27 protein-coding genes are annotated in these 26887 nt (G+C 38.9%); 10 read left to right on the top strand and 17 right to left on the bottom strand.

Features of this window, described 5'->3' with window-relative positions:
* Positions 1-68: 68 nt before the first annotated feature.
* From fusA to JEP71_RS12425, 7 genes are all read right to left on the bottom strand, one after another.
* Positions 69-2183, bottom strand: a complete 2115-nt coding sequence (gene fusA, locus JEP71_RS12455; RefSeq protein WP_198620034.1) for an elongation factor G — start codon at positions 2181-2183, stop codon at positions 69-71.
* Positions 2184-2261: 78 nt separating this feature from the next.
* Positions 2262-2732 carry a 30S ribosomal protein S7 gene (gene rpsG, locus JEP71_RS12450; protein ID WP_004246897.1) on the bottom strand — a complete coding sequence of 157 codons (471 nt, stop codon included), beginning with the start codon at positions 2730-2732 and terminating at the stop codon, positions 2262-2264.
* 99 nt (positions 2733-2831) lie between these two features.
* Entirely contained in the window at positions 2832-3206 is a 375-nt protein-coding gene (rpsL, locus tag JEP71_RS12445; protein WP_004236497.1) for a 30S ribosomal protein S12, read from the bottom strand.
* A gap of 127 nt (positions 3207-3333) precedes the next feature.
* Complete coding sequence (tusB, locus tag JEP71_RS12440; RefSeq protein ID WP_198626323.1) at positions 3334-3627, bottom strand: sulfurtransferase complex subunit TusB; 294 nt, start codon at positions 3625-3627, stop codon at positions 3334-3336.
* A 31-nt stretch (positions 3628-3658) separates the two neighbouring features.
* Positions 3659-4027: a sulfurtransferase complex subunit TusC gene (tusC, locus tag JEP71_RS12435; protein ID WP_198620036.1), complete on the bottom strand. Its 369-nt coding sequence runs from the start codon at positions 4025-4027 to the stop codon at positions 3659-3661.
* Positions 4027-4422, bottom strand: coding sequence for a sulfurtransferase complex subunit TusD (tusD, locus tag JEP71_RS12430; RefSeq protein WP_109374252.1), 396 nt, complete (start codon positions 4420-4422; stop codon positions 4027-4029). The genes tusC and tusD overlap by 1 nt, the downstream gene beginning before the upstream one ends.
* Before the next feature lie 9 nt (positions 4423-4431).
* Complete coding sequence (locus JEP71_RS12425; RefSeq protein WP_069369616.1) at positions 4432-5136, bottom strand: helix-turn-helix transcriptional regulator; 705 nt, start codon at positions 5134-5136, stop codon at positions 4432-4434.
* 347 nt (positions 5137-5483) lie between these two features.
* Between JEP71_RS12425 and JEP71_RS12420 the strand changes: the two genes are divergently transcribed.
* A complete protein-coding gene (locus JEP71_RS12420; protein WP_198620037.1) occupies positions 5484-5642 on the top strand; it encodes a hypothetical protein in 159 nt (52 codons plus the stop codon).
* A 146-nt stretch (positions 5643-5788) separates the two neighbouring features.
* Positions 5789-6670: a DMT family transporter gene (locus JEP71_RS12415; RefSeq protein ID WP_198626322.1), complete on the top strand. Its 882-nt coding sequence runs from the start codon at positions 5789-5791 to the stop codon at positions 6668-6670.
* Between the two features lie 112 nt (positions 6671-6782).
* Here the strand turns inward: JEP71_RS12415 and fkpA are convergent, their stop codons facing one another.
* On the bottom strand, positions 6783-7535 hold the full coding sequence (gene fkpA, locus JEP71_RS12410; RefSeq protein ID WP_198626321.1) for an FKBP-type peptidyl-prolyl cis-trans isomerase: 753 nt from the start codon (positions 7533-7535) through the stop codon (positions 6783-6785).
* A 333-nt stretch (positions 7536-7868) separates the two neighbouring features.
* Here fkpA and JEP71_RS12405 point away from each other — a divergent pair, with 333 nt between their 5' ends.
* Complete coding sequence (locus JEP71_RS12405; protein ID WP_023583298.1) at positions 7869-8087, top strand: SlyX family protein; 219 nt, start codon at positions 7869-7871, stop codon at positions 8085-8087.
* A gap of 80 nt (positions 8088-8167) precedes the next feature.
* Here JEP71_RS12405 and slyD read toward each other — a convergent pair whose 3' ends face one another.
* From slyD to kefG, 4 genes are all read right to left on the bottom strand, one after another.
* Entirely contained in the window at positions 8168-8803 is a 636-nt protein-coding gene (gene slyD, locus JEP71_RS12400) for a peptidylprolyl isomerase (protein ID WP_109401561.1), read from the bottom strand.
* Between the two features lie 88 nt (positions 8804-8891).
* Positions 8892-9095, bottom strand: coding sequence for a YheV family putative zinc ribbon protein (locus JEP71_RS12395; protein WP_109374248.1), 204 nt, complete (start codon positions 9093-9095; stop codon positions 8892-8894).
* Between the two features lie 13 nt (positions 9096-9108).
* Positions 9109-10962, bottom strand: coding sequence for a glutathione-regulated potassium-efflux system protein KefB (gene kefB / locus JEP71_RS12390; RefSeq protein WP_198620040.1), 1854 nt, complete (start codon positions 10960-10962; stop codon positions 9109-9111).
* Positions 10962-11513, bottom strand: a complete 552-nt coding sequence (gene kefG / locus JEP71_RS12385) for a glutathione-regulated potassium-efflux system ancillary protein KefG (RefSeq protein WP_109374247.1) — start codon at positions 11511-11513, stop codon at positions 10962-10964. Before kefG ends, kefB begins: the two co-directional genes overlap by 1 nt.
* Before the next feature lie 121 nt (positions 11514-11634).
* On the opposite strand from kefG, the gene JEP71_RS12380 reads away from it, so the two are divergent.
* The 3 genes from JEP71_RS12380 to JEP71_RS12370 all read left to right on the top strand — a co-directional run bounded on the left by JEP71_RS12380 (position 11635) and on the right by JEP71_RS12370 (position 17875).
* Positions 11635-13569 carry an ABC transporter ATP-binding protein gene (locus tag JEP71_RS12380; RefSeq protein ID WP_196534030.1) on the top strand — a complete coding sequence of 645 codons (1935 nt, stop codon included), beginning with the start codon at positions 11635-11637 and terminating at the stop codon, positions 13567-13569.
* A 331-nt stretch (positions 13570-13900) separates the two neighbouring features.
* Positions 13901-15589, top strand: a complete 1689-nt coding sequence (locus JEP71_RS12375) for a methyl-accepting chemotaxis protein (protein ID WP_198620041.1) — start codon at positions 13901-13903, stop codon at positions 15587-15589.
* Positions 15590-16129: 540 nt separating this feature from the next.
* A complete protein-coding gene (locus JEP71_RS12370; protein ID WP_198620042.1) occupies positions 16130-17875 on the top strand; it encodes a methyl-accepting chemotaxis protein in 1746 nt (581 codons plus the stop codon).
* 99 nt (positions 17876-17974) lie between these two features.
* Here the strand turns inward: JEP71_RS12370 and JEP71_RS12365 are convergent, their stop codons facing one another.
* From JEP71_RS12365 to JEP71_RS12355, 3 genes are all read right to left on the bottom strand, one after another.
* Positions 17975-19519, bottom strand: coding sequence for a methyl-accepting chemotaxis protein (locus tag JEP71_RS12365; RefSeq protein WP_198626320.1), 1545 nt, complete (start codon positions 19517-19519; stop codon positions 17975-17977).
* A gap of 149 nt (positions 19520-19668) precedes the next feature.
* Positions 19669-20529 (bottom strand): SIS domain-containing protein, encoded by an 861-nt coding sequence (locus JEP71_RS12360; protein WP_109374242.1) that lies wholly within the window; start codon positions 20527-20529, stop codon positions 19669-19671.
* Between the two features lie 725 nt (positions 20530-21254).
* Positions 21255-21860, bottom strand: coding sequence for a LysE family translocator (locus JEP71_RS12355; protein ID WP_160230771.1), 606 nt, complete (start codon positions 21858-21860; stop codon positions 21255-21257).
* Between the two features lie 99 nt (positions 21861-21959).
* Here JEP71_RS12355 and JEP71_RS12350 point away from each other — a divergent pair, with 99 nt between their 5' ends.
* The 3 genes from JEP71_RS12350 to JEP71_RS12340 all read left to right on the top strand — a co-directional run bounded on the left by JEP71_RS12350 (position 21960) and on the right by JEP71_RS12340 (position 24093).
* Positions 21960-22940 (top strand): hydrolase, encoded by a 981-nt coding sequence (locus JEP71_RS12350; RefSeq protein WP_109374240.1) that lies wholly within the window; start codon positions 21960-21962, stop codon positions 22938-22940.
* Positions 22937-23158: a YheU family protein gene (locus JEP71_RS12345; RefSeq protein WP_023583288.1), complete on the top strand. Its 222-nt coding sequence runs from the start codon at positions 22937-22939 to the stop codon at positions 23156-23158. Before JEP71_RS12350 ends, JEP71_RS12345 begins: the two co-directional genes overlap by 4 nt.
* Before the next feature lie 65 nt (positions 23159-23223).
* On the top strand, positions 23224-24093 hold the full coding sequence (locus tag JEP71_RS12340; RefSeq protein WP_198626319.1) for a phosphoribulokinase: 870 nt from the start codon (positions 23224-23226) through the stop codon (positions 24091-24093).
* A gap of 89 nt (positions 24094-24182) precedes the next feature.
* Here JEP71_RS12340 and JEP71_RS12335 read toward each other — a convergent pair whose 3' ends face one another.
* Positions 24183-24590 carry an OsmC family protein gene (locus JEP71_RS12335; protein WP_023583286.1) on the bottom strand — a complete coding sequence of 136 codons (408 nt, stop codon included), beginning with the start codon at positions 24588-24590 and terminating at the stop codon, positions 24183-24185.
* 312 nt (positions 24591-24902) lie between these two features.
* Between JEP71_RS12335 and crp the strand changes: the two genes are divergently transcribed.
* Positions 24903-25535, top strand: coding sequence for a cAMP-activated global transcriptional regulator CRP (crp, locus tag JEP71_RS12330; RefSeq protein WP_004246872.1), 633 nt, complete (start codon positions 24903-24905; stop codon positions 25533-25535).
* Between the two features lie 97 nt (positions 25536-25632).
* Here the strand turns inward: crp and argD are convergent, their stop codons facing one another.
* Entirely contained in the window at positions 25633-26847 is a 1215-nt protein-coding gene (gene argD, locus JEP71_RS12325) for a bifunctional acetylornithine/succinyldiaminopimelate transaminase (protein WP_198620046.1), read from the bottom strand.
* Positions 26848-26887 lie beyond the last annotated feature (40 nt).

Genomic DNA, 26887 nt, shown 5'->3' with positions numbered 1-26887 from the left:
CGACTATATTCCTTAATATCGCTCCCTCAAATAGAGGGAGCGTAAACTAAATTGAACTCGAAAGGATCTTATTTCGCTTTACGAGCTTCGATAATAGCCTGAGCGACGTTGCTAGGCGCTTCGTTGTACTTCAAGAACTCCATAGAGTAAGAAGCACGACCCTGAGTTTGTGAACGCAGGTCAGTTGCATAACCGAACATCTCAGCCAGTGGTACTTGAGCACGGATGATCTTACCGGTAGGCAGATCGTCCATACCTTCAACCATACCACGACGACGGTTTAAGTCACCGATAACGTCGCCCATGTAATCTTCTGGCGTTTCAATCTCAACTTTCATGACTGGCTCAAGCAGAATTGGCTTAGCTTTCATGAAGCCGTCTTTAAATGCCATTGATGCGGCAATTTTAAACGCGATTTCTGAGGAGTCAACATCATGGTAAGAACCATAATGTAAACGAGCCTGAATATCCACAACAGGGTAACCTGCTAATGGACCAGATTTCAGCTGTTCTTGAATACCTTTATCAACAGCTGGGATGAATTCTTTAGGAATTACACCACCAACGATATCGTTGATAAATACGTAGTTCTCTTCACCACCTGCTGGTAATGGAGACAGGTCGATAACAACATGACCATACTGACCACGACCACCAGATTGTTTCGCGTGCTTACCTTCGATATCAGTTACTGTATCACGAATAGTTTCACGGTAAGCAACCTGTGGTTTACCTACGTTCGCTTCAACTTTAAATTCACGACGCATACGGTCAACTAACACGTCTAAGTGCAGTTCACCCATACCAGCAATGATAGTTTGACCAGTTTCTTCGTCGCTTGATACGCGGAAAGATGGATCTTCTTGAGCCAGACGGTTCAGAGCGATACCCATTTTTTCTTGGTCAACTTTAGTCTTAGGTTCGATAGCAACAGAGATTACTGGCTCTGGGAATTCCATACGTTCTAAGATGATTGGTGCATCAATCGCACACAGAGTATCACCAGTAGTTACGTCTTTCAGACCGATAGCAGCAGCGATGTCGCCCGCACGAACTTCTTTAATTTCTTCACGCTTATTAGCATGCATCTGAACAATACGGCCAAAACGTTCTTTTTTGTCTTTAACCGGGTTCAGAACTGTGTCACCTGAGTTAATCACACCAGAGTACACACGGAAGAATGTTAAGTTACCAACAAATGGGTCAGTTGCGATTTTGAATGCCAGAGATGAGAATGGCTCTTCGTCGCTTGAATGACGTTCTGCTGGAGTATCTTTACCGTCTGGTAAGATACCCTTGATTGCAGGTACATCTGTTGGTGCTGGCAGGTATTCAATTACCGCATCCAGCATTGCCTGAACACCTTTGTTCTTAAATGCAGAACCACAGGTAACCAGGATAATTTCGTTATCTAGAACGCGTTTACGCAGAGCAGCTTTAATTTCTGCTTCTGTCAGTTCTTCACCGCCCAGATATTTGTCCATCAGTTCTTCTGATGCTTCAGCAGCAGATTCAACCAGGTTGTTGTGCCATTCTTCAGCTAAATCTTGCAGATTTGCAGGAATGTCTTCGTATTCGAAAGTAACACCTTGGTCTTCTTCATTCCAACGGATTGCTTTCATTTTAATTAAGTCAACAACACCGGTGAAATCTTCTTCAGCGCCTACTGGGATTTGCAGTGGAACTGGGTTTGCTGCCAGACGTGTTTTGATTTGTTCAACAACACGCAGGAAGTTTGCACCCATACGGTCCATTTTGTTAACGAACGCGATACGTGGTACATGATATTTGTTAGCCTGGCGCCATACTGTTTCTGACTGAGGCTGAACACCACCAACTGCACAGTAAACCATAACCGCGCCATCAAGAACACGCATAGAACGTTCTACTTCGATTGTGAAGTCAACGTGACCTGGGGTGTCGATGATGTTTACACGGTGAGGCTCGAACTGTTTAGCCATACCAGACCAGAATGCAGTAGTTGCTGCGGATGTGATAGTAATACCACGTTCCTGCTCCTGCTCCATCCAGTCCATTGTTGCTGAACCTTCGTGAGTTTCACCAATTTTATGGTTTACACCGGTATAAAACAGAATACGTTCACTTGTAGTGGTTTTACCGGCATCGATGTGCGCACTGATACCGATATTACGGTAGCGTGCTATGGGGGTTTGACGAGCCATTTTTTCCTCTCTCGTGGGCGTTCAATTCAGGTAAAGGACAGCAGAGCTGTCCTGAAAAGAGTTGCAATACTCCGTGGATTACCAACGGTAGTGTGCGAACGCCTTGTTTGCATCTGCCATACGGTGAACGTCTTCACGTTTCTTAACAGCAGCGCCTTTGTTTTCAGCCGCATCAGATAATTCATTTGCCAGGCGAAGAGCCATGGATTTATCACCGCGTTTACGAGCAGCTTCAACAATCCAACGCATTGCTAATGCATTACGACGAACTGGGCGTACTTCAACTGGAACTTGGTAAGTTGAACCACCAACACGGCGGGATTTAACTTCCACAGTAGGACGTACGTTATCTAATGCGATTTCGAACGCTTCCAGTTCAGTTTTGCCTGAACGCTGAGCCAGGGTCTCAAGCGCATTATATACGATAGATTCTGCAGTAGATTTTTTACCGTCTACCATCAGAATGTTTACAAATTTAGCCAGCAGTTCTGATCCGAACTTAGGATCTGGCAGAATTTTACGTTGACCAATTACACGACGACGTGGCATGGAAATACTCCGTTTAAAATTCAGGGTTGTCCAAAACTCAATGAGTTTATTTTGACATTATTTGTGAAAAAATGTTTGGCCTTACTTAACGGAGAACCATTAAGCCTTTGGCTTCTTCACACCGTACTTAGAACGAGCTTGTTTACGGTCTTTAACACCAGAACAGTCCAGCGCGCCGCGAACAGTGTGGTAACGCACACCTGGTAAGTCTTTAACACGACCACCACGGATTAAGATTACGGAGTGCTCCTGCAAGTTGTGGCCTTCACCACCGATGTAGGAAGAAACTTCGAAACCGTTAGTCAAACGCACACGGCATACTTTACGCAGTGCTGAGTTTGGTTTTTTTGGAGTGGTAGTATATACACGAGTACATACGCCACGTTTTTGCGGGCAAGCTTCCAGAGCTGGAACGTTGCTTTTAACAACTTTCGAGCTACGAGATTTGCGTACCAGCTGATTAATAGTTGCCATTTAAAAAAAGCTCCTGGTTTTTGCTTCGTAAACACGGATTTGAACTCTGTCTTGTCAACAAGACAAAACATGAGGACGCAGAATTTTATTGCTGACGGGCTCATGTGTCAAGAATTATACAGCAATTCTACGCTCCCCAATGAATTTGTTGGGGGTGTTTTACCGTTAAATCGACAAAATCACTATAATTGATGAGTTTAATATGATGAGATACTTGATCTTTTAAGCCTCTTGCCAAAACATCTTCAATTAATGCGTAAACTGAAATTTGCTGTTGAAGACAATGTTTTAATAAGGGATTGTCTTCAAGGACTGCCAGTACACCATCTTGTATTAACAAAACATCATCTTCTTTTGTCAATAAAGATAAAAAAGCCTCTAAATCACTTTGATAAATAGAGACAGAATAAGTATACAACATAACCGTTCAACCTTCCTGACTAACTTCTGTATTAAAAGCGCAATACCACATCATATTCACTCAATTTTTGAGTAATATCTTGTTGGGATATCACCTGTGCATCCAACACAAAAGAAGTTTGAGAGGATAATCCACGATGAGCCATGTCTTTCTGTGATATATAGACGTTTGTCACATCATACAAGGGTAGCACTTTAAATGTTGCAGCATGATGACGTGACAAAATCCCTTCAGGCTGTTGATTTTCAACGAGTTGAAACACACCATCAGAGATAAAAAAAACACCAATATCTTCTGTTAATGCAGAGGTTGCGAGTAATGCATCTAAACCTTCTCGCCCTGCACTATTACCATGAGGTGCTTGAGTAAAAAGGAATGCGATCGAATTCATTTTCTTCATTAAAATTGCACCACTCGGGAACAGGTCAACATCGCTTGAGCCAGTGAACCCAAACCACTTAACTCAAATTCGGGCGCCATGTTATAGCTATCCATTTCCTGCTCTTTGGCCTGCTGCTCATCGATAATTCCTCTACGTAATGCGGCAGCAACACAAACATGCAAGGGGATTTGATGTTTTTTCGCCAAGGTAACCCACGCTTTAGGAAGATCAAATTCATCATTTGCAGGCGATACCAATTTATTGGCGTTCACAACACCTTCCCGATAGAAGAAGATTTGTGCAATCTGATGCCCTTTTTCAATAAGGGCATTGGCGAATAAATAGGCACTTGAAGCTTGTTCAGTTCCGTAATGAGGCCCTGTAACCACTAAACAATATGTCAAGGAACTCATAATGTTGCCTTATTCTCCATTTTTAAACTGGCGAATATAGAGATACACAGTATGTTTTGAGATATTTAAGCGGTCTGCAACCTGATTAATGGCATCTTTAATATCAAAAATACCTTTCTCATAAAGGCTTAACACGACTTGTTTATTCTTGGCATTATTCGCGACTTCACGATCATTATTTACTTCTTCAATCGTGAACTCTAATGTTTGAGCCACTAAATCATCAACAGATGAGGCAAAGTTAACATCCGATGCAACTTCATGTGTTTCTTCAGGAATAAAGGTTTTGATTATTTCAGAGAATGGAACATCAAGGTTCATATTAATACACAATAAACCAATGACACGACGTTCACGATTACGAATGGCAATCGTGATTGACTTCATCAATGCACCACTTTTTGCCCTAGTAAAATAAGCCTTTGAAAAACTTGAATCTTCATCTGTGATGTCATGTAACATTTGTAATGCCAAATCGGTAATTGGAGAACCAATCTTACGACCAGTATGTTCTCCATTCGCGATTTTAACCGCTGAACATTTCAAATCTTCCAGAGAGTGCAATACGATTTCGCAATGATTGCCGATGAGCATTGCCAAACCATCCACGGCAGCTTCATAGGACTTTAGTACTTCGTGATCAGTTTGAGTAAAAGGTCGGCTATCTAGTTTTTCAAACTCGCTGCTGTCACCATTAAATAACGGGCTAGACATTTGATTATATAATCCTTAAAGGCTTTAATTATGATAATGACTTGAGGTTCTATTTTTTATAACGATTCGTCATTGCGGATCAATTCAATATTAAAAAAATTTAAATATAAAAACAGAATTAAGAACAATTCTGACGTTAGATCGCCAGAAGATCTACGTCAAGTGACTTAGAATAAGAGCTTTGTGATAGGTCACAGCTTTTTTCATTTTTCTTTATATTTTGTACTCATTCCCACCTTTTATTTTTGCAAACTTCCCTTCTTAGGTGTGGTTAGGATAAAAATTGACACTATTGAATAGATTACCTATATTCCAAATCATTGTTATTTTAACGAGTGATTAATCCCATGAATATACTGATGATATGCCAATCTCAGCAAACTTCATCAATAATAGGATTAATTTCTGTTGCTTCTATACCTATTGAGATCCTCGCTTCACCACCTCCGCCTGTGAAAGTGGTTGTAGTCAATACAACGGTTGTTGTTGCAACTCACATCGCTTGATTAACTTGCTTAGCTTAAGAACCTACTTAACCAACATCTATATAATGATATGTTATTTACGTTTATTCATTGATACTTTATCAATTCGCTAATAATCATTAAAAATAATCAAGCTCTCTTATTGCTTGTTTTACAGGTATATCATCATGTACTTAGGTCAATATTGGGCAAAATTCGGCCCGACGACATTATTCGTTTTATTATGGAGCAGTGGTGCTATTTTTTCTCGCTGGGGATTAGATAATGGTAGCTCATTTGCTATTTTAACTTGGCGCTTTATTATCGCTTTAGCATTTCTCTCTTTTTTGTGTATTCAACGCCATCGCTTTTTGCCACCAAAAGGAAGTCGTTTAAAAACGGCATGGGTCGGCTTATTGATTATTGGTGGTTATTCCATCTGTTATCTTTTAGCACTCGCTAATAGCATTACACCAGGAATGTTAGCCACAATTATGGGCGTTCAGCCGATTATTACACTATGGATAATAGAACGTAATTTTACCGCGACACGGCTATTAGGGCTTTTAATCGCCCTGGCAGGATTAGTGTTAGTGGTTGCCCAAAGTCTATTTAATACAGCCCTTTCATTAACGGGAATGATTTACGCGTTAGTTGCACTACTTTGTATGAGCTTCGGTGCAATCTCACAGAAAAAACTGCAATTAGCACCAATGGATGCCCTACCGCTACAATATGTTGTTAGCCTTGTATTGTGCTTGTTATTTGTGCCATTCCAGCCTTTTCACGCCTCATTCGACATTGGCTTTGTCATTCCTGTGCTTTGGCTTGCCGTGATTATTTCTGTTGTTGCTCAACTACTACTATACCGCTTACTCACAACAGGTAATTTAGTTAACGTCACGAGCTTATTTTATTTAGTCCCTGGCGTGACAGCATTGATGGATTACATCTTCTTAGGTAATAAAATGTCTTGGCTGAGTTTAGCGGGAATGGGTGCAATCATTGTGGGCTTACTGTTTGTTTTTAAAAAGCCCAAAACCATTATTATAGAAGAGACAGTAGACTAACTCTATGTTCACTATGCGCACTATGCATTAATAAGTGGTGAGCTATACATTAGAAATAAAAATGCTGACATCAATGTCAGCATTTTTTTAGTGATATTTAGAGATAAGTAAATTACTTATCGCTTTCAACACTCAGTAATTCAACTTCAAAGACTAATGTTGAGTTAGCTGGAATACCACTTGTTGCACGTTGTCCGTAGCCTAATTCTGGTGGAATAACTAACTTGATTTTACCGCCTTCTTTGATGTACTTCATACCTTCAGTCCAGCCAGGAATAACGCTTTTCAGGCTAATTGTCAGAGGTTCGTTACGATCATAAGAGCTATCAAATTGTTTACCATCAATCAGCATGCCTTTGTAGTTTACAGTAACGCGATCAGCATCTGTTGGTGTCTTACCTTTACCAGGATTTTCAACTAAATACAGTAAACCTGATTTGGTTTTTACCACACCTTTTTCCGCAGCAAACTCTGTACGGAATTTATCACCCGCAGTTTTATTCTCAGTCGCTTCTTTTTCCATTTTTGCTGTTGCAGCAGTACGGACTTGATCTTCAAAAGCAGCTAACGTTAATTCAATTTCAGAGTCTGATAATTTTGATTTACTATTAAATGCATCCTGAACACCTGCTAACAGTTGTTTAGAATCTAAAGTAATACCAATATTTTTTTGTTCTTGTAATGCAGCTTCCATATAGCGACCCATCGACGCGCCTAACGCATAGGCATTTTGCTCATTTTGAGTTTTAAATGCGCTATTTAGTGTTGGCACTTTAGCTGCTGCTTCTTCAGCGAATGCATGAGGCGCACTGAATGCGAAAGCTAAACTGGTTGCCAGCAACGTCGTTTTTAATAAAGATTTCATCCCATTCTCCAGTATATGTTAGTGAGTCGCTACGTTTTGCAAACGATCATCATAGATCTTCGCCAAAACATTTTGCATCACTTCTTGCTGTCGTTGCGGTATATACTCATCCGCGGGTAGCAATTTTATATGAATTTAAAAAATTTGCCGACACTCTTAACAGTTAATGTTAGGATTTTTGTCAGCACAGAGTGCTATCACATTAGCAAAATAGTCTTTTATCTCAAACCAGATTTATGTCTTCCTGTGTATATATCAGTAAATAAGATTAAATTTTACGAGTTTGTTAATCATATTCGTCGTAATAAGACATTTTAAAGGAGGAAAAACACAATGGATATTAAGGAAGTAGAGCGATTGCTCATTCAATTAGAAAGCAAAGTTGCTTTCCAAGACGCGACTATTGAAGAATTAAATCAGGTGGTCACACAGCAGCAAATTGAAATCAGCCGCTTTAAAGAAGCCTTAAAAATTGTTTCTGAGCGCCTAAAAAATTCTCAAACCTCAATACTTGCTAGACCCGAGGATGAAACGCCCCCACCTCACTATTAAGTCGCCATTCGCTGTTAATATCAAAAATGAAAACAAAAAAGGAGCGCTTAAACGCTCCTTTTGATCTTTTCAAAAAAAGATTAGTGCTGGCAACCACAACCGCCATTGCCGTGACCGTGACCACCGTGACCATGACCGCCACCACCGCAGCATCCACCTTCTTCACCGTGTGAATGACCATGACCGTGACCACCGCCACAGCATCCGCCTTCTTCACCGTGACCGTGGCCACCACAACATTCGTGCTCTTCTTCACCGTGTACGTGACCGTGAGCTAATTCTTCTTCAGTCGCTTCACGAATTGCAACGATTTCAACATGAAACTTCAGGTTTTGACCTGCTAACATGTGGTTACCATCAACGATAACTTCGTCACCTTCAATACCTGTGATTTCTACTGGTACTGGACCTTGATCGGTATCAGCAAGAAAACGCATACCAACTTCTAACTCATCAACACCCACAAAAACATCTTTCGGTACGCGTTGAACTAAGTTTTCGTCGTATTGACCATATGCATCATCAGAAGCAACTTCTACGTCGAATTTTTCACCGACTTCGCGACCTGTTAATGCATTTTCTAAACCACTGATTAAAGAACCACGGCCATGCAGATAGTCTAACGGTGCGCTCACCGTGGACTCATCAACTAAAACACCGTCTTCTGATCTTACTTGATAAGCCAGACTAACTACCAAGTCGTTTGCTACTTTCATGACATCTCCTACATACCCGTGGGCAAAATTTTCCCGATTGTAACGAAAAATAAATCTTCTGTATCGGGTTATATCAAAAAACCTACAATTATTGTGGTGTAAAGATCCCAATGACTTGTTCATTTTCACGAACAAGTGAGTTAACTTCACCCTCTGTTTGCCGTTGCTGGTGGCCACATTTTGCACATTCCACAATATCCACTTTATCTTCACGCCACATTTTGAGTGTATCTTGAGCTTTACAGTGTGGACACACGGCTCCTGCGATAAAGCGTTTACGGGTTGCAGACATGGGGTCAATTCTCCTATTTATCAATAGATTTTTTTTCTTTATGCATTTGAGGAATATCTTCTGTTAAAGATTCATCCCAAATATCAGGCTGATGGTGCTCTTGACGAATTTCTTCACTAAAGAGCTCCTCAAGTTCTCGTCTCGCTTCTTTCACTCGTGAAACGTTAGAGACTTCTTCAGGAGATTCATCCACCAGCTTTCTCAATAAGTTAATATCCAGACGACGGAAATGCTGTTGTGCCCGATAAGCTTGATGAGGATGCATGCCTAATTCAATTAACGTTTTACGTCCTAATTCTAAGGCGCTAGAAAATGTTTCACGACTAAAATCTGTCACACCCGCTTTGAGCAACTCATGAGCTTCAACACGCCCTCTTGCCCTTGCAATAATATGCAAATTAGGAAAATGGTGTTGGCAAAGATGAACGATTTCCATCGTAGCTTCGGGCTCATTGCAGGTGATAACAATAGTTTTAGCATGCTCAGCTCCAGCAGCGCGCAATAGATTGAGATCAGTTGCATCACCGTAATAAACTTTATAGCCATATTTACGCATGGTGCTTATGCTTCCGACATCATGCTCTAATACCGTGACATTAATCTTATTCGCCATTAATAAGCGCCCTACAACCTGCCCCATTCGACCAAATCCAACAAGAATGACCTCTGGGTGGTTATTTTCAACAAAGGGCTGTTCGTCCGTTTTAGCTTCATTATAACGACGAGCAAACACAGCGTCTGTCATTTGCATCACAAGAGGTGTTGTCATCATAGAAAGTGTGACAACAACCAACAACAACGCCATTTGCTGACTATCTAATACGCCCATTGCCATAGATGTTGAGAAAACAACAAACGCAAATTCCCCACCTTGGCTTAACACCGCTGAGAATTGTAAACGCGTGGAAAAACGCAATCTAGCTAACCAAGCAATACTATAAAGTATCAACGCTTTCACAATAACCAGAACTAAGACGCCCAATAATACTTGTGGAAGATAACGCCATAAGATGCCGATATCTAAAGACATACCAACAGAGATAAAAAAGAGTCCTAAAAGTAGACCTTTAAAAGGTTCAATGGAGATCTCTAATTCATGTCGATATTCTGAATCTGCCAATAACACTCCCGCAATAAAGGTTCCCATAGCCATTGAAAAGCCTAGGGTTTCCATAAAAATAGCAGCACCCAATACCACAAGTAACGCAGCAGCTGTAAAAACTTCTCTTACGCCTGATTTCACAACTAAGCGTAAGAATGGGCGTAATAAATAACGACCACAAATCAGTAACCCAGCAAAAGCAGCCACCTTCACGCCAATACGATACCAATCACTGCTTGCCGTTTCTCCGGCTAACAAAGGAATAACGGCAAGGATAGGAATAACCGCCATATCTTGGAAAAGTAAAACAGCAAAACCTAATTGCCCACCTTCATTATGGTTCATTCCTTTCTCGTTCATAAGTTGCAATGCCATCGCAGTAGAAGACATCGCAATACCTAATCCACCAATAACGGCTGCCTGCCACGAGAAAGAAGTGAAAACGAGAATGAGTCCTGAAAAAATAGAGGCGGTTAATACCACCTGCATTGAACCAACACCAAAAATGGCACGCCTCAATTCCCATAATTTGGCTGGATTTAATTCCAAACCAATAAGGAACATTAAAAAGACCACACCTAATTCAGCAAAATGTAAGATGTTATCGACATCTTTAAACAGCCCTAAACCCCAAGGACCAATGGCAATACCAGCAATTAAATAACCGAGTACCGCACCAATTTTAAGGCGCTGTGCAATAGGCACCATAACCACGGCCGCACACAGGAAAAAGAGCACAGCTTTAATCATCCAATTATCTTCCATTAAGCTTGCTCCCCTTCAAGTGGCGCACTTAACCAATGGCGATAAGCTTCACTGATATGAGTCAGTGTTGTTTTAGATTGTTGTCTTGCTGAATACACAATCATTGGTGATAACCAGCGCATACCACACATTTCTGCCATTAATTCAAAGGGGCGTAATAATTCTGTGAGTGTGTAGTGATTTTTCCCATCATGTTGATAAGCCTGCTCAGGCTCTCCCGTTGTAATAACACAACGAAATGACTTACCCTTTAATTGTGCTCTACCTGCTTTGTTAGCAAATGGGCGAGTTAACACTCTATCTTGCCACTCTTTTAATAACGCAGGGCAACTATATGTTTGCAATGGAAATTGAAAAACGATCACTTGATGTTTACACAGCAAAGATTGTTCATGGTGTATATCAATAAAAAAATCAGGATAAATAGCATATAAATCATGGATAGTTATATTCTCTAAATCCCTCACCGCATTTAATAACGCTTTATTGGCGATTGATTGGCGCGGTTCGGGATGAACATACACCAGTAATACATTTGATGCGTTTGACATCATTCCTCCTTACAAAACGTGTCAGAAACCATTTTTTCCGTTACCATGCACGCATTGTGACCAACAGTTACGAACAACTTACTCTATATATTAATTTACATACTCTTAATAGACGATATTTATGATTGTTTTTTCTTCTTTGCAAATTCGCCGTGGTGTCAGAGTGTTACTGGACAATGCCAGTGCAACCATTAATCCAGGGCAAAAAATTGGTCTAGTTGGTAAAAATGGCTGTGGCAAAACCACATTACTTTCTTTATTAAAAGGTGAACTTCAAGCTGAAGCAGGCAATGTCACCTATCCTAGTACATGGTCAATGGCATGGGTTAACCAAGAAACACCTGCACTTGATGTACCAGCTATTGATTATGTTATTGATGGTGATAGAGAATACCGTCAGTTAGAACAACGATTACAAAAAGCTAACGAAATAAACGATGGTCACGCTATTGCACTGATACACGGGCAATTAGATGCAATTAATGCATGGACAATACAATCTCGTGCAGCGACCTTACTGAATGGTTTAGGTTTTAGCCAACAGCAACTTAATGAACCTGTAAAATCATTTTCAGGTGGCTGGAGGATGCGTTTAAACTTAGCACAAGCGCTGATTTGTCGATCTGATTTACTGCTACTCGATGAACCTACCAACCACTTAGATTTAGATGCTGTAATTTGGCTAGAAAAATGGCTAAAAAGCTACACAGGCACACTTATTTTAATTTCCCATGACCGTGATTTTCTTGATCCGATCGTGGATAAAATCTTGCATATTGAGCAAGAAAGAATCTTTGAATATTCAGGTAACTACTCTTCATTTGAAATGCAGCGTGCAACCAAACTCGCGCAACAACAAGCTTTGTTTGAGAATCAACAAGCCAAAATTGCACACTTACAGAGTTTTATAGATAGATTTAAAGCGAAAGCGACAAAAGCAAAACAAGCTCAAAGCCGTGTAAAAATGCTTGAACGAATGGAACGCGTTGCTCCTGCACATTCAGATAACCCATTCCAATTTAGTTTCCGCCAACCTGAAAGCTTACCTAATCCTCTTTTATCAATGGAGAAAGTCAGCGCGGGTTATGGTGAAAAAGTTATTCTTAATGACATCAAACTCAATTTAGTTCCCGGCTCACGCATTGGATTATTAGGGCGCAATGGTGCAGGTAAATCGACACTGATAAAATTACTTGCAGGCGAAATTCAACCGTTACAGGGGAAATTGGCTCTTTCTAAAGGCATTAAACTTGGTTATTTTGCCCAGCATCAATTGGAGTTTTTACGCTCTGATGAATCGGCACTACAGCATTTAGCTCGTTTGGCGCCCAAAGAAACTGAACAAAAACTACGTGATTACTTGGGCGGTTTCGGTTTTCATGGCGATAAAGTCACGGATGCTTGTGGTCAATTTTCTGGCGGTGAAAAGGCACGTTTAGTCTTATCACTCTTAGTTTGGCAACGTCCTAACTTGCTATTAATGGATGAACCAACAAACCACCTTGATTTAGATATGCGCCAAGCACTAACCCAAGCTCTAATTAGCTTTGAAGGGGCAATTGTTGTTGTATCGCATGATAGGCATTTATTACGCTCTACCACTGACGATCTCTATCTTGTACACGATGGTCAAGTTGAACCATTTGATGGCGATCTTGATGATTACCAACAATGGTTAGTTGATCAAAATCGTCAAGAGACACAGGCAAATAAAAGCCAACAAGATAACGACAATACTACGACAACCACCAATTTAAGTGCTCAAGATAAAAAAGAGCAAAAACGTAAAGAAGCTGAGTTTAGACAACAAACCCAGCCTTTACGCAAGAAACTCACAACATTAGAAAGCAAGATGGATAAATTAAGCCAAGAACTTAGTGATATCGAAACTGCTCTTTCTGATAGTGGTATTTATGATACTAGCCGTAAAAATGAGCTTTCTGATTGCTTAAGCCGACAAGGTGTTGCGAAATCTGCACTAGAAGAAGTGGAAATGGAGTGGATGGAGTTACAAGAAACACTGGAAGAAATGACAAACACATTTGAAGCCCAGTAATACAACCCGATTCATTAAAAAAGGAACTATTTTAAGCGAAATAGTTCCTTTCTTTTTGCTCTTCAATTCATTCTGAAAATTTATACAATTCATTTCACTTACAGTATTTATATCATTTTACAATAGCACGATTTACACAAAACATAATCTCACTCTATCTAAAAATAACCCAATCAAAATAATCATCTAACGTTTATTTTCTACCTATTTATATTAAGTAAGGGAAATAAATTCTTTCACGCTAAAGTTTTTAACATTCCAGCCGAATTAATCATTCTGCTAAGTGGACCTCCCACTTACCAACGAAAAGGCAAAGCTAATAGGTAGGGTTATGTTAAAACGAATTAAAATCTCTCAAGGTTTAATGTGTGTCCTGACTCTGTTTTGTATTATTCAGATCATTTCTGGAGTACAAAGCATTCACGATGCCTACCAGACTCAAAATACTCTTAAAAGAATTTCATACAGTTTCGATCAACTACGTACCATGGATAATACCTATGCGGAGTTGAATACATTACGTACTGATATTATTGCACAAGCATTTAGTTATATTTCAAACCCTCAAGCCGAGGATGCGAATATCACTGCATTTATGCAAACTATGCCTGCACGTAAAGCGCAAGTTGATGCATTGATGAATGAATATGTTGAGCTATCTGCGCAAACAGGTTTCGATCAGCAACGTATGGCGCAAATCAAACAGCTCTATCAAAAAAGCCGAGCTGATCTTGATTTACTGGCGCAGTATTTAAGTGAACGTAACACTAACGCGGTTCGTTTAATTTTAAAAAGCCCAGCAAACACTAACTTCACGAATTCCCTGTATGAAGCCACAGACTTTATTACCGATGAAGTTGTTAACCCTTCAGTCATTGAAGCAGAAGATAATTACCACAGCATGTTGTGGGTAGCATCACTCTTTATGGGTATCTTCCTCATCTTTACCACCTTAGTTCTTATTTGGATCCGCAAATACATTATTGTGCGCATTAACCAAATGATCACCTATCAAGAAACGATTGCTAAAGGTGATTTAGTCAGTCGCATTGATAGCGATATTTCAGGTAAGACTGAAATCGATCAGCTCATGCTTGGCTTACAGCAAATGCGTGCTCAATTAAAAGAGATGGTAAGCTCTATTCGCAATACTAGTGCAACTATTTACACTGGCGTACAAGAGATTGCTGCGGGTAATAATGACTTATCAAGCCGAACTGAAGAGCAAGCCAGCGCATTAGAAGAAACGGCATCCAGCATGGAGCAAATGACCGCAACTATTCGTAATAACACGGAAAGCGCTCGTGAAGTAACAGAGCTCGTTATGAGCACTGCTGATATTGCCGTACAAGGCGGTGAGCATAGTAATAAGATGGTTATGACAATGACCGACATTGCCGATCGCTCACAAAAAATTGGTGAAATCACTGCGGTTATTGATGATATTGCTTTCCAAACCAATATATTAGCCCTTAACGCTGCTGTTGAAGCGGCAAGAGCGGGCGAACAAGGTCGTGGTTTCTCTGTTGTTGCCAGTGAAGTTCGCAACTTAGCACAGCGCAGTGCAGAAGCGGCGAAAGAGATCAAAGAGCTTATTGAATCGACAATATTACGTGTTAGACAAGGTAATGATCTCGTCGAACAAGTTAGTTTATCAATGGGGGAGATTGTTACATCTGTTAATCATGTTTCAGGTTCGATGAAGGAAATTTTATCTGCATCAGAAGAGCAAACGCGTGGTATTGCACAAATCAGCCTTGCTGTTAATGAGATGGATAAAGCAACCCAGCAAAATGCGGCGATGGTTGAACAATCAACGGCTGCTTCCGCCACATTAAGTGAACAAGCAAGTATGTTGGATACGATTGTGAATACATTTAAAGTGGAACACGAAAAAGTCGCACCCGCTAAAGCTAAATTGCCCGCATTTTCAGCTAAATCGCAAGACACTGAAACACTTAAAACCCCCACAATCAAAACCAATAATCACGAAACAGACGATAATTGGGAAAGCTTTTAATTATCTTTCTCACCCAACATCGAGAGAGATAGCGGTGTAAAAAATAGTCCAGAACATATAACAAAACCTCACCCTCCCCTACTCCCAGTCATTTTTCTGGGAGTATTTCTGATCTCACCGCACATAAACACAAAAAAACAGATCGTTTTTCATACGAAATAAAAGCATTTTTTAAGAAATATTAAGAGTATTTATGAAAGCGATAATTTTATTGTGCTTATCATAAGACAAAAAGATAAATAAAAATAAAATACTGCTTATTATCATTTTAATGCTTAATAAATCATTATTAATATTTATATTTTAACAATTAACACAAAAAATAAGTAAGTTAATATACTTATAGTCTTTTCTATTAATCATTAGAAAATTTTAGCCATTAGCTGACAATTAAAGCTAAAAAAAGAAATATAAGTCGTTTTTACTATCAAACAGAGTAGAAAAGGTAAAGTTTTTAAACATTGAGCCGAATAAGTTTAATTGATAAATAGTTATCGCTCCTTGCTGTGTGTCCTACAAACCAATTAAATAGGTAAGGCTATGCTGAAACGAATAAAAATATCTAATGGTTTAATGTTTATCTTAATACTGTTTTGCGCCATTCAACTTTTTTCTGGTGCAATGAGTATCCGTGACGCGAGTTTAACAAATAAGCGGATCTCACAATTAGCAAATGGCTTTGAACAGATAAAAACGATGGATTATGGTTATGCTGAGTTAAATAAATTACGTGAAGATATGCTAAATGTTATGTTTGACGCTCATCTCACACCCGATATTGCAGAAAATAAAATCTCTGACTTTCTTTCCTCTTATCCAAAAAGAAAACAAGAAGTTATACGTATTATTACCGAGTACTTCACTGCTACTGAAGAAGCTAACTTTGATCCCGAAAAAATAGAGAGTATGAAAAAGCTCTTTAATCGTGTGCTTTACGATCTTGACCAACTTGCATCATGTCTAGAGATACGCGATTACTACGGTTTTCAATCTCTTTATGCACATAATACCAATGAACGCTTCACTCAATCCCTTTATGAAGCAACAGATTACCTCAGTGATAACGTTGTTACTCACGCAATAAAAGCAGCTCAAGGTAATTATGAACGTACCTTGGTGTTAGCTTTTGTCTTTATGTTTGTTTTTATTCTTTTCACTGTCCTTGTTGTACTTTGGATACGTCGAAATATTGTTTTACGTATCAATCAAATTGTCGATTATATGTCGGAAATTTCACAAGGAAATTTATTAGAAAATAAAGATGTCACCGCAAAAGGAAATAATGAAATCGACCAATTAATTACAGGTATTCAATATATGCGTACCGAACTGTCATTAATTGTGAATGCGATCCGAGGAACAAGTCATCATATTTATACTGGTGTTCAAGAGTTATCCGCAGGGAATACCGATCTTTCTTGTCGTACCGAAGAGCAAGCGAGCGCATTAGAAGAAACAGCATCAAGTATGGAACAACTCACAGCAACAGTGAGAAATAATACAGAAAGTGCTCGTGAAGTTTCACACCTTATCAGCCAAACTTCCAATATTGCCAGTAAAGGGGGCGATGTCACCAATAGAATGGTGAAAACGATGACTGACATTGCTGATAGCTCACAAAAAATTGGTGAGATCACTGCTGTTATCAATAGCATCGCTTTTCAAACCAATATCTTATCATTAAATGCTGCGGTTGAAGCCGCCAGAGCAGGTGAACAAGGTCGGGGTTTCTCGGTAGTGGCAACAGAAGTAAGAGAATTAGCACAACGCAGTGCCGAAGCTGCAAAGGAAATTAAAGAGTTAATTGATGCCTCTATTAGCCGTGTTCGTCATGGTAATGATCTTGTTGAGCAAGTCAGTATTTCTATGTGCGAAATACTGACATCCGTAAAACATGTTGAAGATTCAATGACTGAAATTTTATCTGCATCAGAAGAACAAACTCGAGGCATTACTCAAGTCTCTCTTGCAGTCACTGAAATGGATAAGGCAACACAGCAAAATGCGGCGATGGTTGAGCAATCTTCCTCTGTTGCCAGCTTATTGACTGAAGAAGCAGGTAATCTTGAACAAATCGTTGAACAGTTTAAAACGGCTGAAAGTGAACAGTTCAATAAAAAGGCACAACACAAAGTCATAGAAAAACCGTTCTCGTCTGAAACATCACTACATACAAAAAATGAGAAGATAAAAAATACAGTCAAAGATGAAGTGAAAGAGAAAAAATCGGCAAAAGGAACCGCAACTGTAAATAACGATGAAGATGATGATTGGACAAGCTTTTAATCCATTGATTTGATCATGATAAAAACGTGATTTAGATAAACACAAAGACACCTATTTTTAGTAGGTGTCTTTTTCTTTTACTTCTTAAATAATGACAAATTAATGGAATACATTGATTGCACTAACTAAGTAGTTAGTTTGTACTTTCATTTCACCTGAAATCATTGAAGCTTTCGAAACATAATTCGCATTTTCATGCGTAATCGATTCCAATTTTTCAACAGCGCGACCAAGCTCTTTTAAACCTGCACTTTGCTCTGTGGATGCGAGACTGATTTCACCAATTAAATCGGTCACATTTTTAACATGTACCACAATATCTTCCATTGTTCCGACAGTTTCATTGACCTGCTTTGAACCAACTTTGATATTGCTACTTGAGGCATTGATCAATGCTTTGATCTCTTTCGCTGCTTCGGCACTACGTTGTGCCAATTCTCTTACTTCTGTTGCCACTACCGAGAAACCTCGACCTTGCTCACCCGCTCTTGCCGCTTCTACAGATGCATTAAGTGCAAGGATATTCGTTTGGAAGGCAATGCTATCAATAACACCAATGATATTACTAATACGATCAGAGCTTTTCGCAATATCATTCATTGTAGTAACGATATTATCCATTGCACTACCTCCTTTTATCGCTGCCTCACAAGTGATATTAGAAAGATTGTTTGCCTGCCCTGCCGTTTCACTATTACTGCTTACCGCCGTGGTTAATTCATTCATTGTTGAAGCGGTTGCTTCAACATTGCTGGCGGTTTGCTCTGTTCTCACATACAGATCGCGATTACCTGCGGCTAATTGATCACAAGAGATATCGACTTGATGAATTTGATGACTCACATCACTAACCAGCCAACGGAACATACGTCCTAATTGATTAACTGAACGCTGTGTCATGCCGACTTCATCGATGCGATTTATATATGTAACATTATGTTCATCGCCAGTTGCAACTCGATTCGCTTGCTCATTAAGTAGTCTAATTGGCTTAACAATTTGAAAATAGAGAACGCGTTCATTAACCATCAGTAATATCAGCAAAATCGCGATATGAATAAAAAGCGCATTACCTGATAAGCCTGCAAACCATGCACTTAACAACATAAAAGGTAAGGGTAAGAGGATAAAAAGACGGAGTCGTTTTTTTAATGAAATTGTTTGATTCCATGAGCGCCAACGTTGCCATCCTTTATAAACAAAAGCGCCTTTTAAAAACGTGTGTGAAGGATATTTACCTTGATTAAATGCGGCATAAAGTGCTGAGGCTTGTGCTATTTCCTCTTTTTTTGCCGCCGTCCTTACTGACATAAAACTTTGAATTTTACCCTGACGTATAATGGGAGTGACGTTTGCCCTTACCCAATAGTGATCCCCATTTTTACGCCGATTTTTAACGATCCCAGTCCAAACCTCGCCTTGCTTTAAAGTTCTCCACATATCCTTAAAGACTTCTGAAGGTATATCTGGATGCCGGACAATATTATGGGGTTTCCCCACCAACTCTTCGACTGAAAACCCACTGGCTTCGACGAAATCCTCGTTGGCATAAATAATATTGCCATCAAGATCTGTCGTCGACATCAGTGTTGCGTTTTCAGATACCGGGTATTCTCGCTGTGTCACCGGTTGATTGTTACGCATTAGTTACTCTCCTCGACATTGAAATTAAAATATCTCAACAAAAAAAGACTGCCTAAATAACTATCGTTTCGGCCGTTAGGAGAATAACTTTAGTAATAAGTGTAAATACCTACATTTAAATATTAGTTTTTTGAATCAGTTCAAAATTTTTAATTATCAAGGCTATTAATTAATGCCTGTGAACTTAGCACTAATGTCTTCGCACACTCATCACGTTTCTTTAATAACGCCATAAAAATAAGGTCAGTGATCGTATTTTGTGCTGTACGTGAAGAGATTGAAGCGCTTCGCCACTCACCTTCATCCGCAATTGTTTCTAATATATAATCAGAAATTCTTCCTAATGGAGAGTGTTTTTCTCCTGTAATAGCAATGATTTTTGCTCCCTGTTTTTTAGCCACAGAGGCCGCAACTAACATATCTTTTCTTTTGCCACTATAAGAAATAACTATCTGTAAATCCTTTGAACTTAACATTTGAGCAACAGATATCTGAACATGATGATCTGTTTCAATCAGAGTGGTTATTCCTATTTTCTGTAATTTATAACTTAAGTCTCTTGCGACTAACCCTGAACCACCAATACCAATAATCTGAACTCGCTGAGCTTCATCAATAAGCTGGATCACCTTTTCAAAATGAAGGTAATTAATTTGGCGAGTGGTATCACTGATAGAATTATTCTTCTCTTGAGCAAGTTTTTGAGCTATTACAACTAAGCTATCTTCAGAGCCAATCTGATTATGTAATATGCTAGGATCCTGCCCAGTATTTGCATTTTTTCGCCCAAGATCTTCGCTAATTGCAAGCTTCAAAGAAGGAAAACCTTTGAATCCAATTTTTTGGCTAAATTTAACAATAGCTGATTGACTCACACCCATTGTTTCAGCAAGTTGCTGTGATGAAAGAGTGACCGTTTTTTCTGGGTTCTCTAAAATATAATCCGCTATTTTACGTTGATTTGTCGCCATACCAGGCTTGATCCACGCAATTTTCGTTAATGTTGGCATAATGACAATATCCACTTCGAGTACAATATAGTTATATATGGAATAATTTTGATAAAACGTTTAATACCTAAAGTAATTAAGTTTTTAGAATAAAATCAATTAGAAACAAAATATGAGATACAATAAATCATAAAAAAAGTAATATTATTATCGAAATACTTGTTCTTATAATAACGTTATATTGACTCTTTTTATTCAATCTCTCACACATTAACCTCTATATTTTATAATACTTAATTTAATTTTTTCCAATTTTAAATAATAATTTATTCTTCTTAGTCAACAACACGATATAAACTGAATATACTTATATTCAGCAAAATTGCGTTTTTAAACATAATAATTAACTAAATGACAATATAAAACACATTTTAAAAACATTAACACAATAAAAAACCTTTAATTACAAACAGTAATAAGGAATAAATAATTCCTTCATAGCGGAATTATTTTTATTTTTAATGATATAAAAATAGGTTAAACAACATATTTAAATAAAAAGACGGATATTAAAAAGAGTAAAACCCCAAAACCAATAAGCCTTTTATATGATTGACACTGTAACATACATAATAAAGATGGCAGATGATCGCAGATCTCTCTTTTGATAGATTAATGCTCTTTTTTTGATACACATTCAGAAAGATCATTTCAACCAAACTTAAAAAAACATCACTTTAATCAAGAAAGTTAAATTATCTATTGATTTGTAAATGTTTTTTAATTTACCCTATCCAAATCAAAGGTACACAAAGTGCCGTTAATAATCCCATCGAGATATTAAAAATAAACCAAGACTGTCTGCTTTGTAAAAATAGACTAATTAATGTTCCGCCTAATATCCAAACAATACCGGCAACGAAATTAACAATAACCATAACAATACTAATAGCAATAACAGAGCTAAAATAAGCATCGCCCGATAAACTGAAGCTTCCTACTGCACCTAATCCCATCATCCACGCTTTTGGATTTAGAAATTGCAATAATCCGCCTTGAAACCAGCTTACTGCTTGGGGCGTTTTTGCTGGAATATCTAAACGCTGATAAGATGATGTTGCTGTTTTCCAAGCAAGCCAAAGCAGATACGCACTCCCGACTACCTTCAATCCAATATGCAGTGCAGGATAAATTATCAATAATGCGGCAACACCAAATGCAGAACTCAGCAAAACACATTGCATACCTAGCATAATGCCAGCCATCAGCTTTAATGAGCTTTTAAAACCTACATTAGCACCTGATGAAGTAAGCAATAAGTTGTTGGGTCCAGGCGTGATAGCAGCAATAAATAGGAAAATAGCTAACGATGAAATCAGACTAATTGTCATTATAAGTGCTCAAAGATGTGACAGATGTTTTATTTTCACCGAAAATAGCAGTATGTTATTTAGCAAACAAGTGTTAATTCATTTTGATAGACGGAAAATATGTCTCAATACTTTAATCCAATGCGTTGGGCTAAAAATCCACATTTACAAACGCTCTTACCAAGAATTGTACGTAGGACGCCACAACTTACGCCACATTGGCAACGACTCAATCTCCCAGACAACGATTTTGTCGATTTAGCGTGGAGTGAAGATCCGACAACGGCACTCAATAAACCGCGCTTAGTCATTTTTCATGGCTTAGAAGGTGGATTTAGTAGCCCTTATGCTCACGGCATGTTGGCCGCAGCAAAAGAGAGAGGCTGGCTAAGCGTTGTGATGCACTTTAGAGGATGTAGTGGTGAACCCAATAGACAAAAGCGCATTTATCACTCAGGTGAAACGGAAGATGCTCGCTACTTCTTAAATTGGTTGAAAAAGGAATTTGGTGAGCAACCAACAGCCGCCGTTGGCTACTCTCTTGGTGGAAATATGCTTGCCTATTATCTCGCAGAAAGCGGTGAAAATGCGGTTGTAGATGCTGCCGTTATTGTCTCTGCACCATTGATGCTAGAACCATGCTCAACAAAAATTGAACATGGCTTTTCTCGTTTTTATCAATGGTATCTGTTAAAAGAGCTGAAAAATAACGCGACACGCAAGCTTATTCGCTATCCTGAATCATTACCAATCAGCTTATTGACGATAAAATCCATTAAAAAACTACGTCAATTTGACGATCTTATCACGTCTAAAATTCACGGGTTTAAAGATGCGTTAGATTATTATCGCCAATGCAGTGCATTACCTTTATTAAATAAAATAAAGAAAACAACACTGATTATTCACGCGAAAGATGATCCTTTTATGTCTGCGGATGTTATTCCTGATATCACAACCTTACCAAATAACATTGAATATCAACTCACCGAGTTTGGTGGGCATGTCGGTTTTGTAAGTGGAAAACTTTCTAAACCCGTGATGTGGCTTGAAAGCCGAATACCTGACTGGTTATCCGCTTATTTGGAGAAAACCAAATGATAATTCCTTGGAATGAGCTTTCTACAGAGACACTTGATAATCTTATTGAAAGTTTTGTTTTACGAGAAGGCACTGATTATGGTATCCAAGAGAAAACGCTTGAACAAAAAGTCGCCGACGTAAAAAAACAACTTAAATCCGGTGAAGCCGTATTGGTTTGGTCAGAACTTCATGAGAGCGTCAATATTATGCCGGCATCGCAGTTTCGCTCTGGTTAGTTATTCAAAGCAAGCGATGTATCGCCGTCAATAAGGGCCAACCTTATTTAGCAAAAGGATAACCTATGTCAATCAAGCATCCTATCATCGCAGTGACTGGCTCAAGTGGTGCAGGAACTACCACAACAAGCCAAGCTTTTCGTAAGATATTCCAACAACTCAATACAAATGCTGCATTGATTGATGGAGATAGTTTCCATCGCTATACCCGTCCTGAAATGGATATGGCGATAAGAAAAGCCAGAGAACAAGGTAGACATATCAGTTATTTTGGCCCTGAAGCAAATGATTTTAGCTTACTGAGTAAGACCTTAAGTCAGTATAGTGATACAGGACAAGGTCAATCTCGCAAGTATCTACACTCTTATGATGAAGCCACTCCCTACAACCAATTACCGGGTACATTTACACCTTGGGAGCCTTTGCCAAATAATACCGATGTTCTCTTTTATGAAGGGTTACATGGGGGCGTTGTCACCAATGAGCACAATGTCGCACAACATGTTGATTTACTAGTGGGTGTTGTCCCTATCGTAAACCTAGAGTGGATACAAAAGCTTATTCGAGACACCACAGAAAGAGGACACTCACAAGAGGCGGTAAGAGATTCGGTTGTACGTTCAATGGATGATTATATTAGCTATATTATTCCTCAATTCTCACGCACTCACATTAACTTCCAACGAGTTCCAACGGTTGATACTTCAAACCCTTTTTCTGCCAAAGCAATCCCCACTCTCGATGAAAGCTTTATTGTTATTCGTTTTCGAGGCTTAACCGATATTGATTTTCCCTATTTGCTTGCGATGTTGCATGGCTCATTTATGTCAACAATAAATACTATTGTTGTACCGGGCGGGAAATTAGGATTAGCGATGGAATTAATTATGGCGCCATTAGTCAAAAAATTATTAAATGGCGAAAAGATAAGTTAACCAAAATAAAATTTATCTCTATAAAAATAATATCCCATTAATTAAGGGATATTATTTTTCGAATTAAACTTTATTTTAAAATATCAAAATTAGTCAGCATCTTTTATTTCAAATGAATGCGTAATATTGGCTGCTTTTCCTAGCATTAAAGAAACAGAACAATATTTTTCTGCGGATAATTGAACAGCTCGTTCTACGATTTTATCCGTTAATTCTTTACCTGAAACAATAAAATGTAAATTAATATCAGTAAATAGACGAGGGGCTTCTTCGCGTCTTTCTGATGTTAATTTCACTTCACAATCAGTCACTTGGTGACGACCTTTACGTAAAATGCTCACAACATCAATAGCGCTACACCCACCCGCAGCAATTAATACCATTTCCATTGGGCTTGGTGCTTTATCACCTGAATTTCCATCCATCATGATTTGATGGCCAGAAGAAGACTCACCGACAAAAGATAAATCTTCTACCCACTTAACTCTCGCTTCCATTTATTTTCCCCTAAAGATGACAGAAACTAAAAGAGTACATTCTCATAATTCAACTAGCAATTAGCAAATAGGTTTATTATGCTGACTGCGTAAAACGAGACTTAATGCACTAATTGTGTTAAAAACAATATCTGCTTGATGATAGTGGTTAAGATCAATGCATTATTTTCTCATTTATTATAATCTACTCCATATTAACTTACCGTGTTCTCAGGAAGTTAATAGGTAAAGATAGGATTTTTAAGCACGCTGTATCAAAAGGGAACCTATCCGTTTTGAAAGGCTGCATTTAACGTACAGAGGATAACGCGAATGGTTCTCGGCAAGCCGCAAACAGACCCGACTCTTGAATGGTTTTTGTCACACTGCCATATTCACAAATATCCATCCAAGAGCACGCTGATCCACCAAGGTGAGAAAGCGGAAACACTTTATTATATTGTTAAAGGTTCCGTGGCTGTTCTTATTAAAGATGAAGAAGGAAAAGAAATGATCCTCTCCTACCTAAATCAGGGGGATTTCATCGGTGAACTTGGATTATTTGAAGAAGATCAAGAACGTAGTGCATGGGTTAGAGCAAAAACAGCCTGTGAAGTAGCAGAAATTTCCTATAAAAAATTCCGTCAATTAATTCAGGTTAACCCTGATATTCTGATGCGCCTTTCTGCTCAAATGGCGAACAGATTACAAACAACATCAGAAAAAGTAGGTAACCTTGCTTTCCTTGATGTTACAGGCCGTATTGCACAAACCTTACTAAACTTAGCAAAACAACCCGATGCCATGACGCATCCTGATGGCATGCAAATTAAAATTACACGTCAGGAAATTGGTCAAATCGTTGGTTGTTCACGCGAAACTGTAGGCCGTATTCTCAAAATGCTAGAAGATCAAAACCTGATCTCAGCACACGGTAAAACTATCGTCGTTTACGGGACTCGCTAAGTTTCCCTACCCCGAACAAACAATAGCCCAATAAAAGGGCTATTGATGATACAATCTGTATAAACCCCATCCTTATAGATGGGGTTTATAGTCCGCACTACCCTTTTACAAATTCCGCAATAGCCGCTTTTAATGCCACCATTCCTTCTTGTAATTCTTCTTGGGTAATAATTAACGATGGTGTAAAACGCATCACATCTGCTCCTGCGTTTAACATCATTAAGCCATGTTTGGCCGCAAGACCGAGTAACTCTTTGGCTTTACCTTTATATTGTGGTGCCAATTGCGCACCGATCAATAAACCTTGTCCACGGATTTGCGAAAAGACATCGTACGTTTGATTAATTGCCACCAGTTCATCCACAATCCATTGATAGCGCTTTTCTACACCCTCAAGTACCTCAGGTGTATTAATTAAATCAAATGCGACATTACCCACTGCACAAGCTAATGGATTGCCACCATAAGTTGTACCATGAGTCCCTACGCCCATTACAGAAGCTATTTCATGTGTTGTTAACATCGCACTGAGTGGAAAACCACCTCCTAGCGCTTTTGCAGTGGTAATAATGTCTGGTGTCACATCATAGTTCATATAGGCGAAAAGCTTGCCTGTACGTCCCATACCTGTTTGTACTTCATCAAAGACAAGCAGAGCTTGATGCTTATCGCACAATTCACGTAACCCTCTCATAAACTCAGGTGTTGCTGCCGTGACACCACCTTCACCTTGCACAGGTTCCAATACGACAGCACAAGTATGGTCGTCAATAACCGCTTTAACCGCCTCTAAATCATTGAAAGGAATATGCACGATATCTGCTGGCTTAGGGCCAAAACCATCTGCATATTTAGGTTGCCCACCAACAGATACTGTAAACAGTGTTCTGCCGTGGAATGCATGGTGAAAAGCAATAATTTTAGTTTTATAAGGACTATGGCGAGTGATGGCATAATGGCGAGCCAACTTAAATGCTGCCTCATTCGCTTCTGCGCCTGAATTGGCAAAAAAGACACGTTCTGCAAATGTGTTATCTATTAATTTTTGTGCTAAACGCAATGCTGGTTCATTAGTAAAAATATTACTAACATGCCAAAGTTGTTCACTTTGTTCTTTCAAGGCTTGATTAAGAGCAGGATGAGCATGCCCCAGTGCTAAAACAGCAATACCACCAGCAAAATCAATATACGATTTTCCCTGCTGATCCCAAACACGGCTACCCATCCCTTTGACAGGAATAAATTCTGCGGGTGAATAAATTGGCAACATTACTTGATCGTAAGTTGCCCGGTTGATGCTTTGCTTTGTCATTACCCCACCTGATCGTTATTCATATTCAATATGAAAATAT

Source organism: Proteus sp. PR00224, assembly GCF_016238105.1.
Taxonomy (GTDB): Bacteria; Pseudomonadota; Gammaproteobacteria; order Enterobacterales; family Enterobacteriaceae; genus Proteus.
The sequence above is the reverse complement of the archived record's forward strand: the minus strand, read 5'-3'. Positions and strand labels throughout refer to the sequence as shown.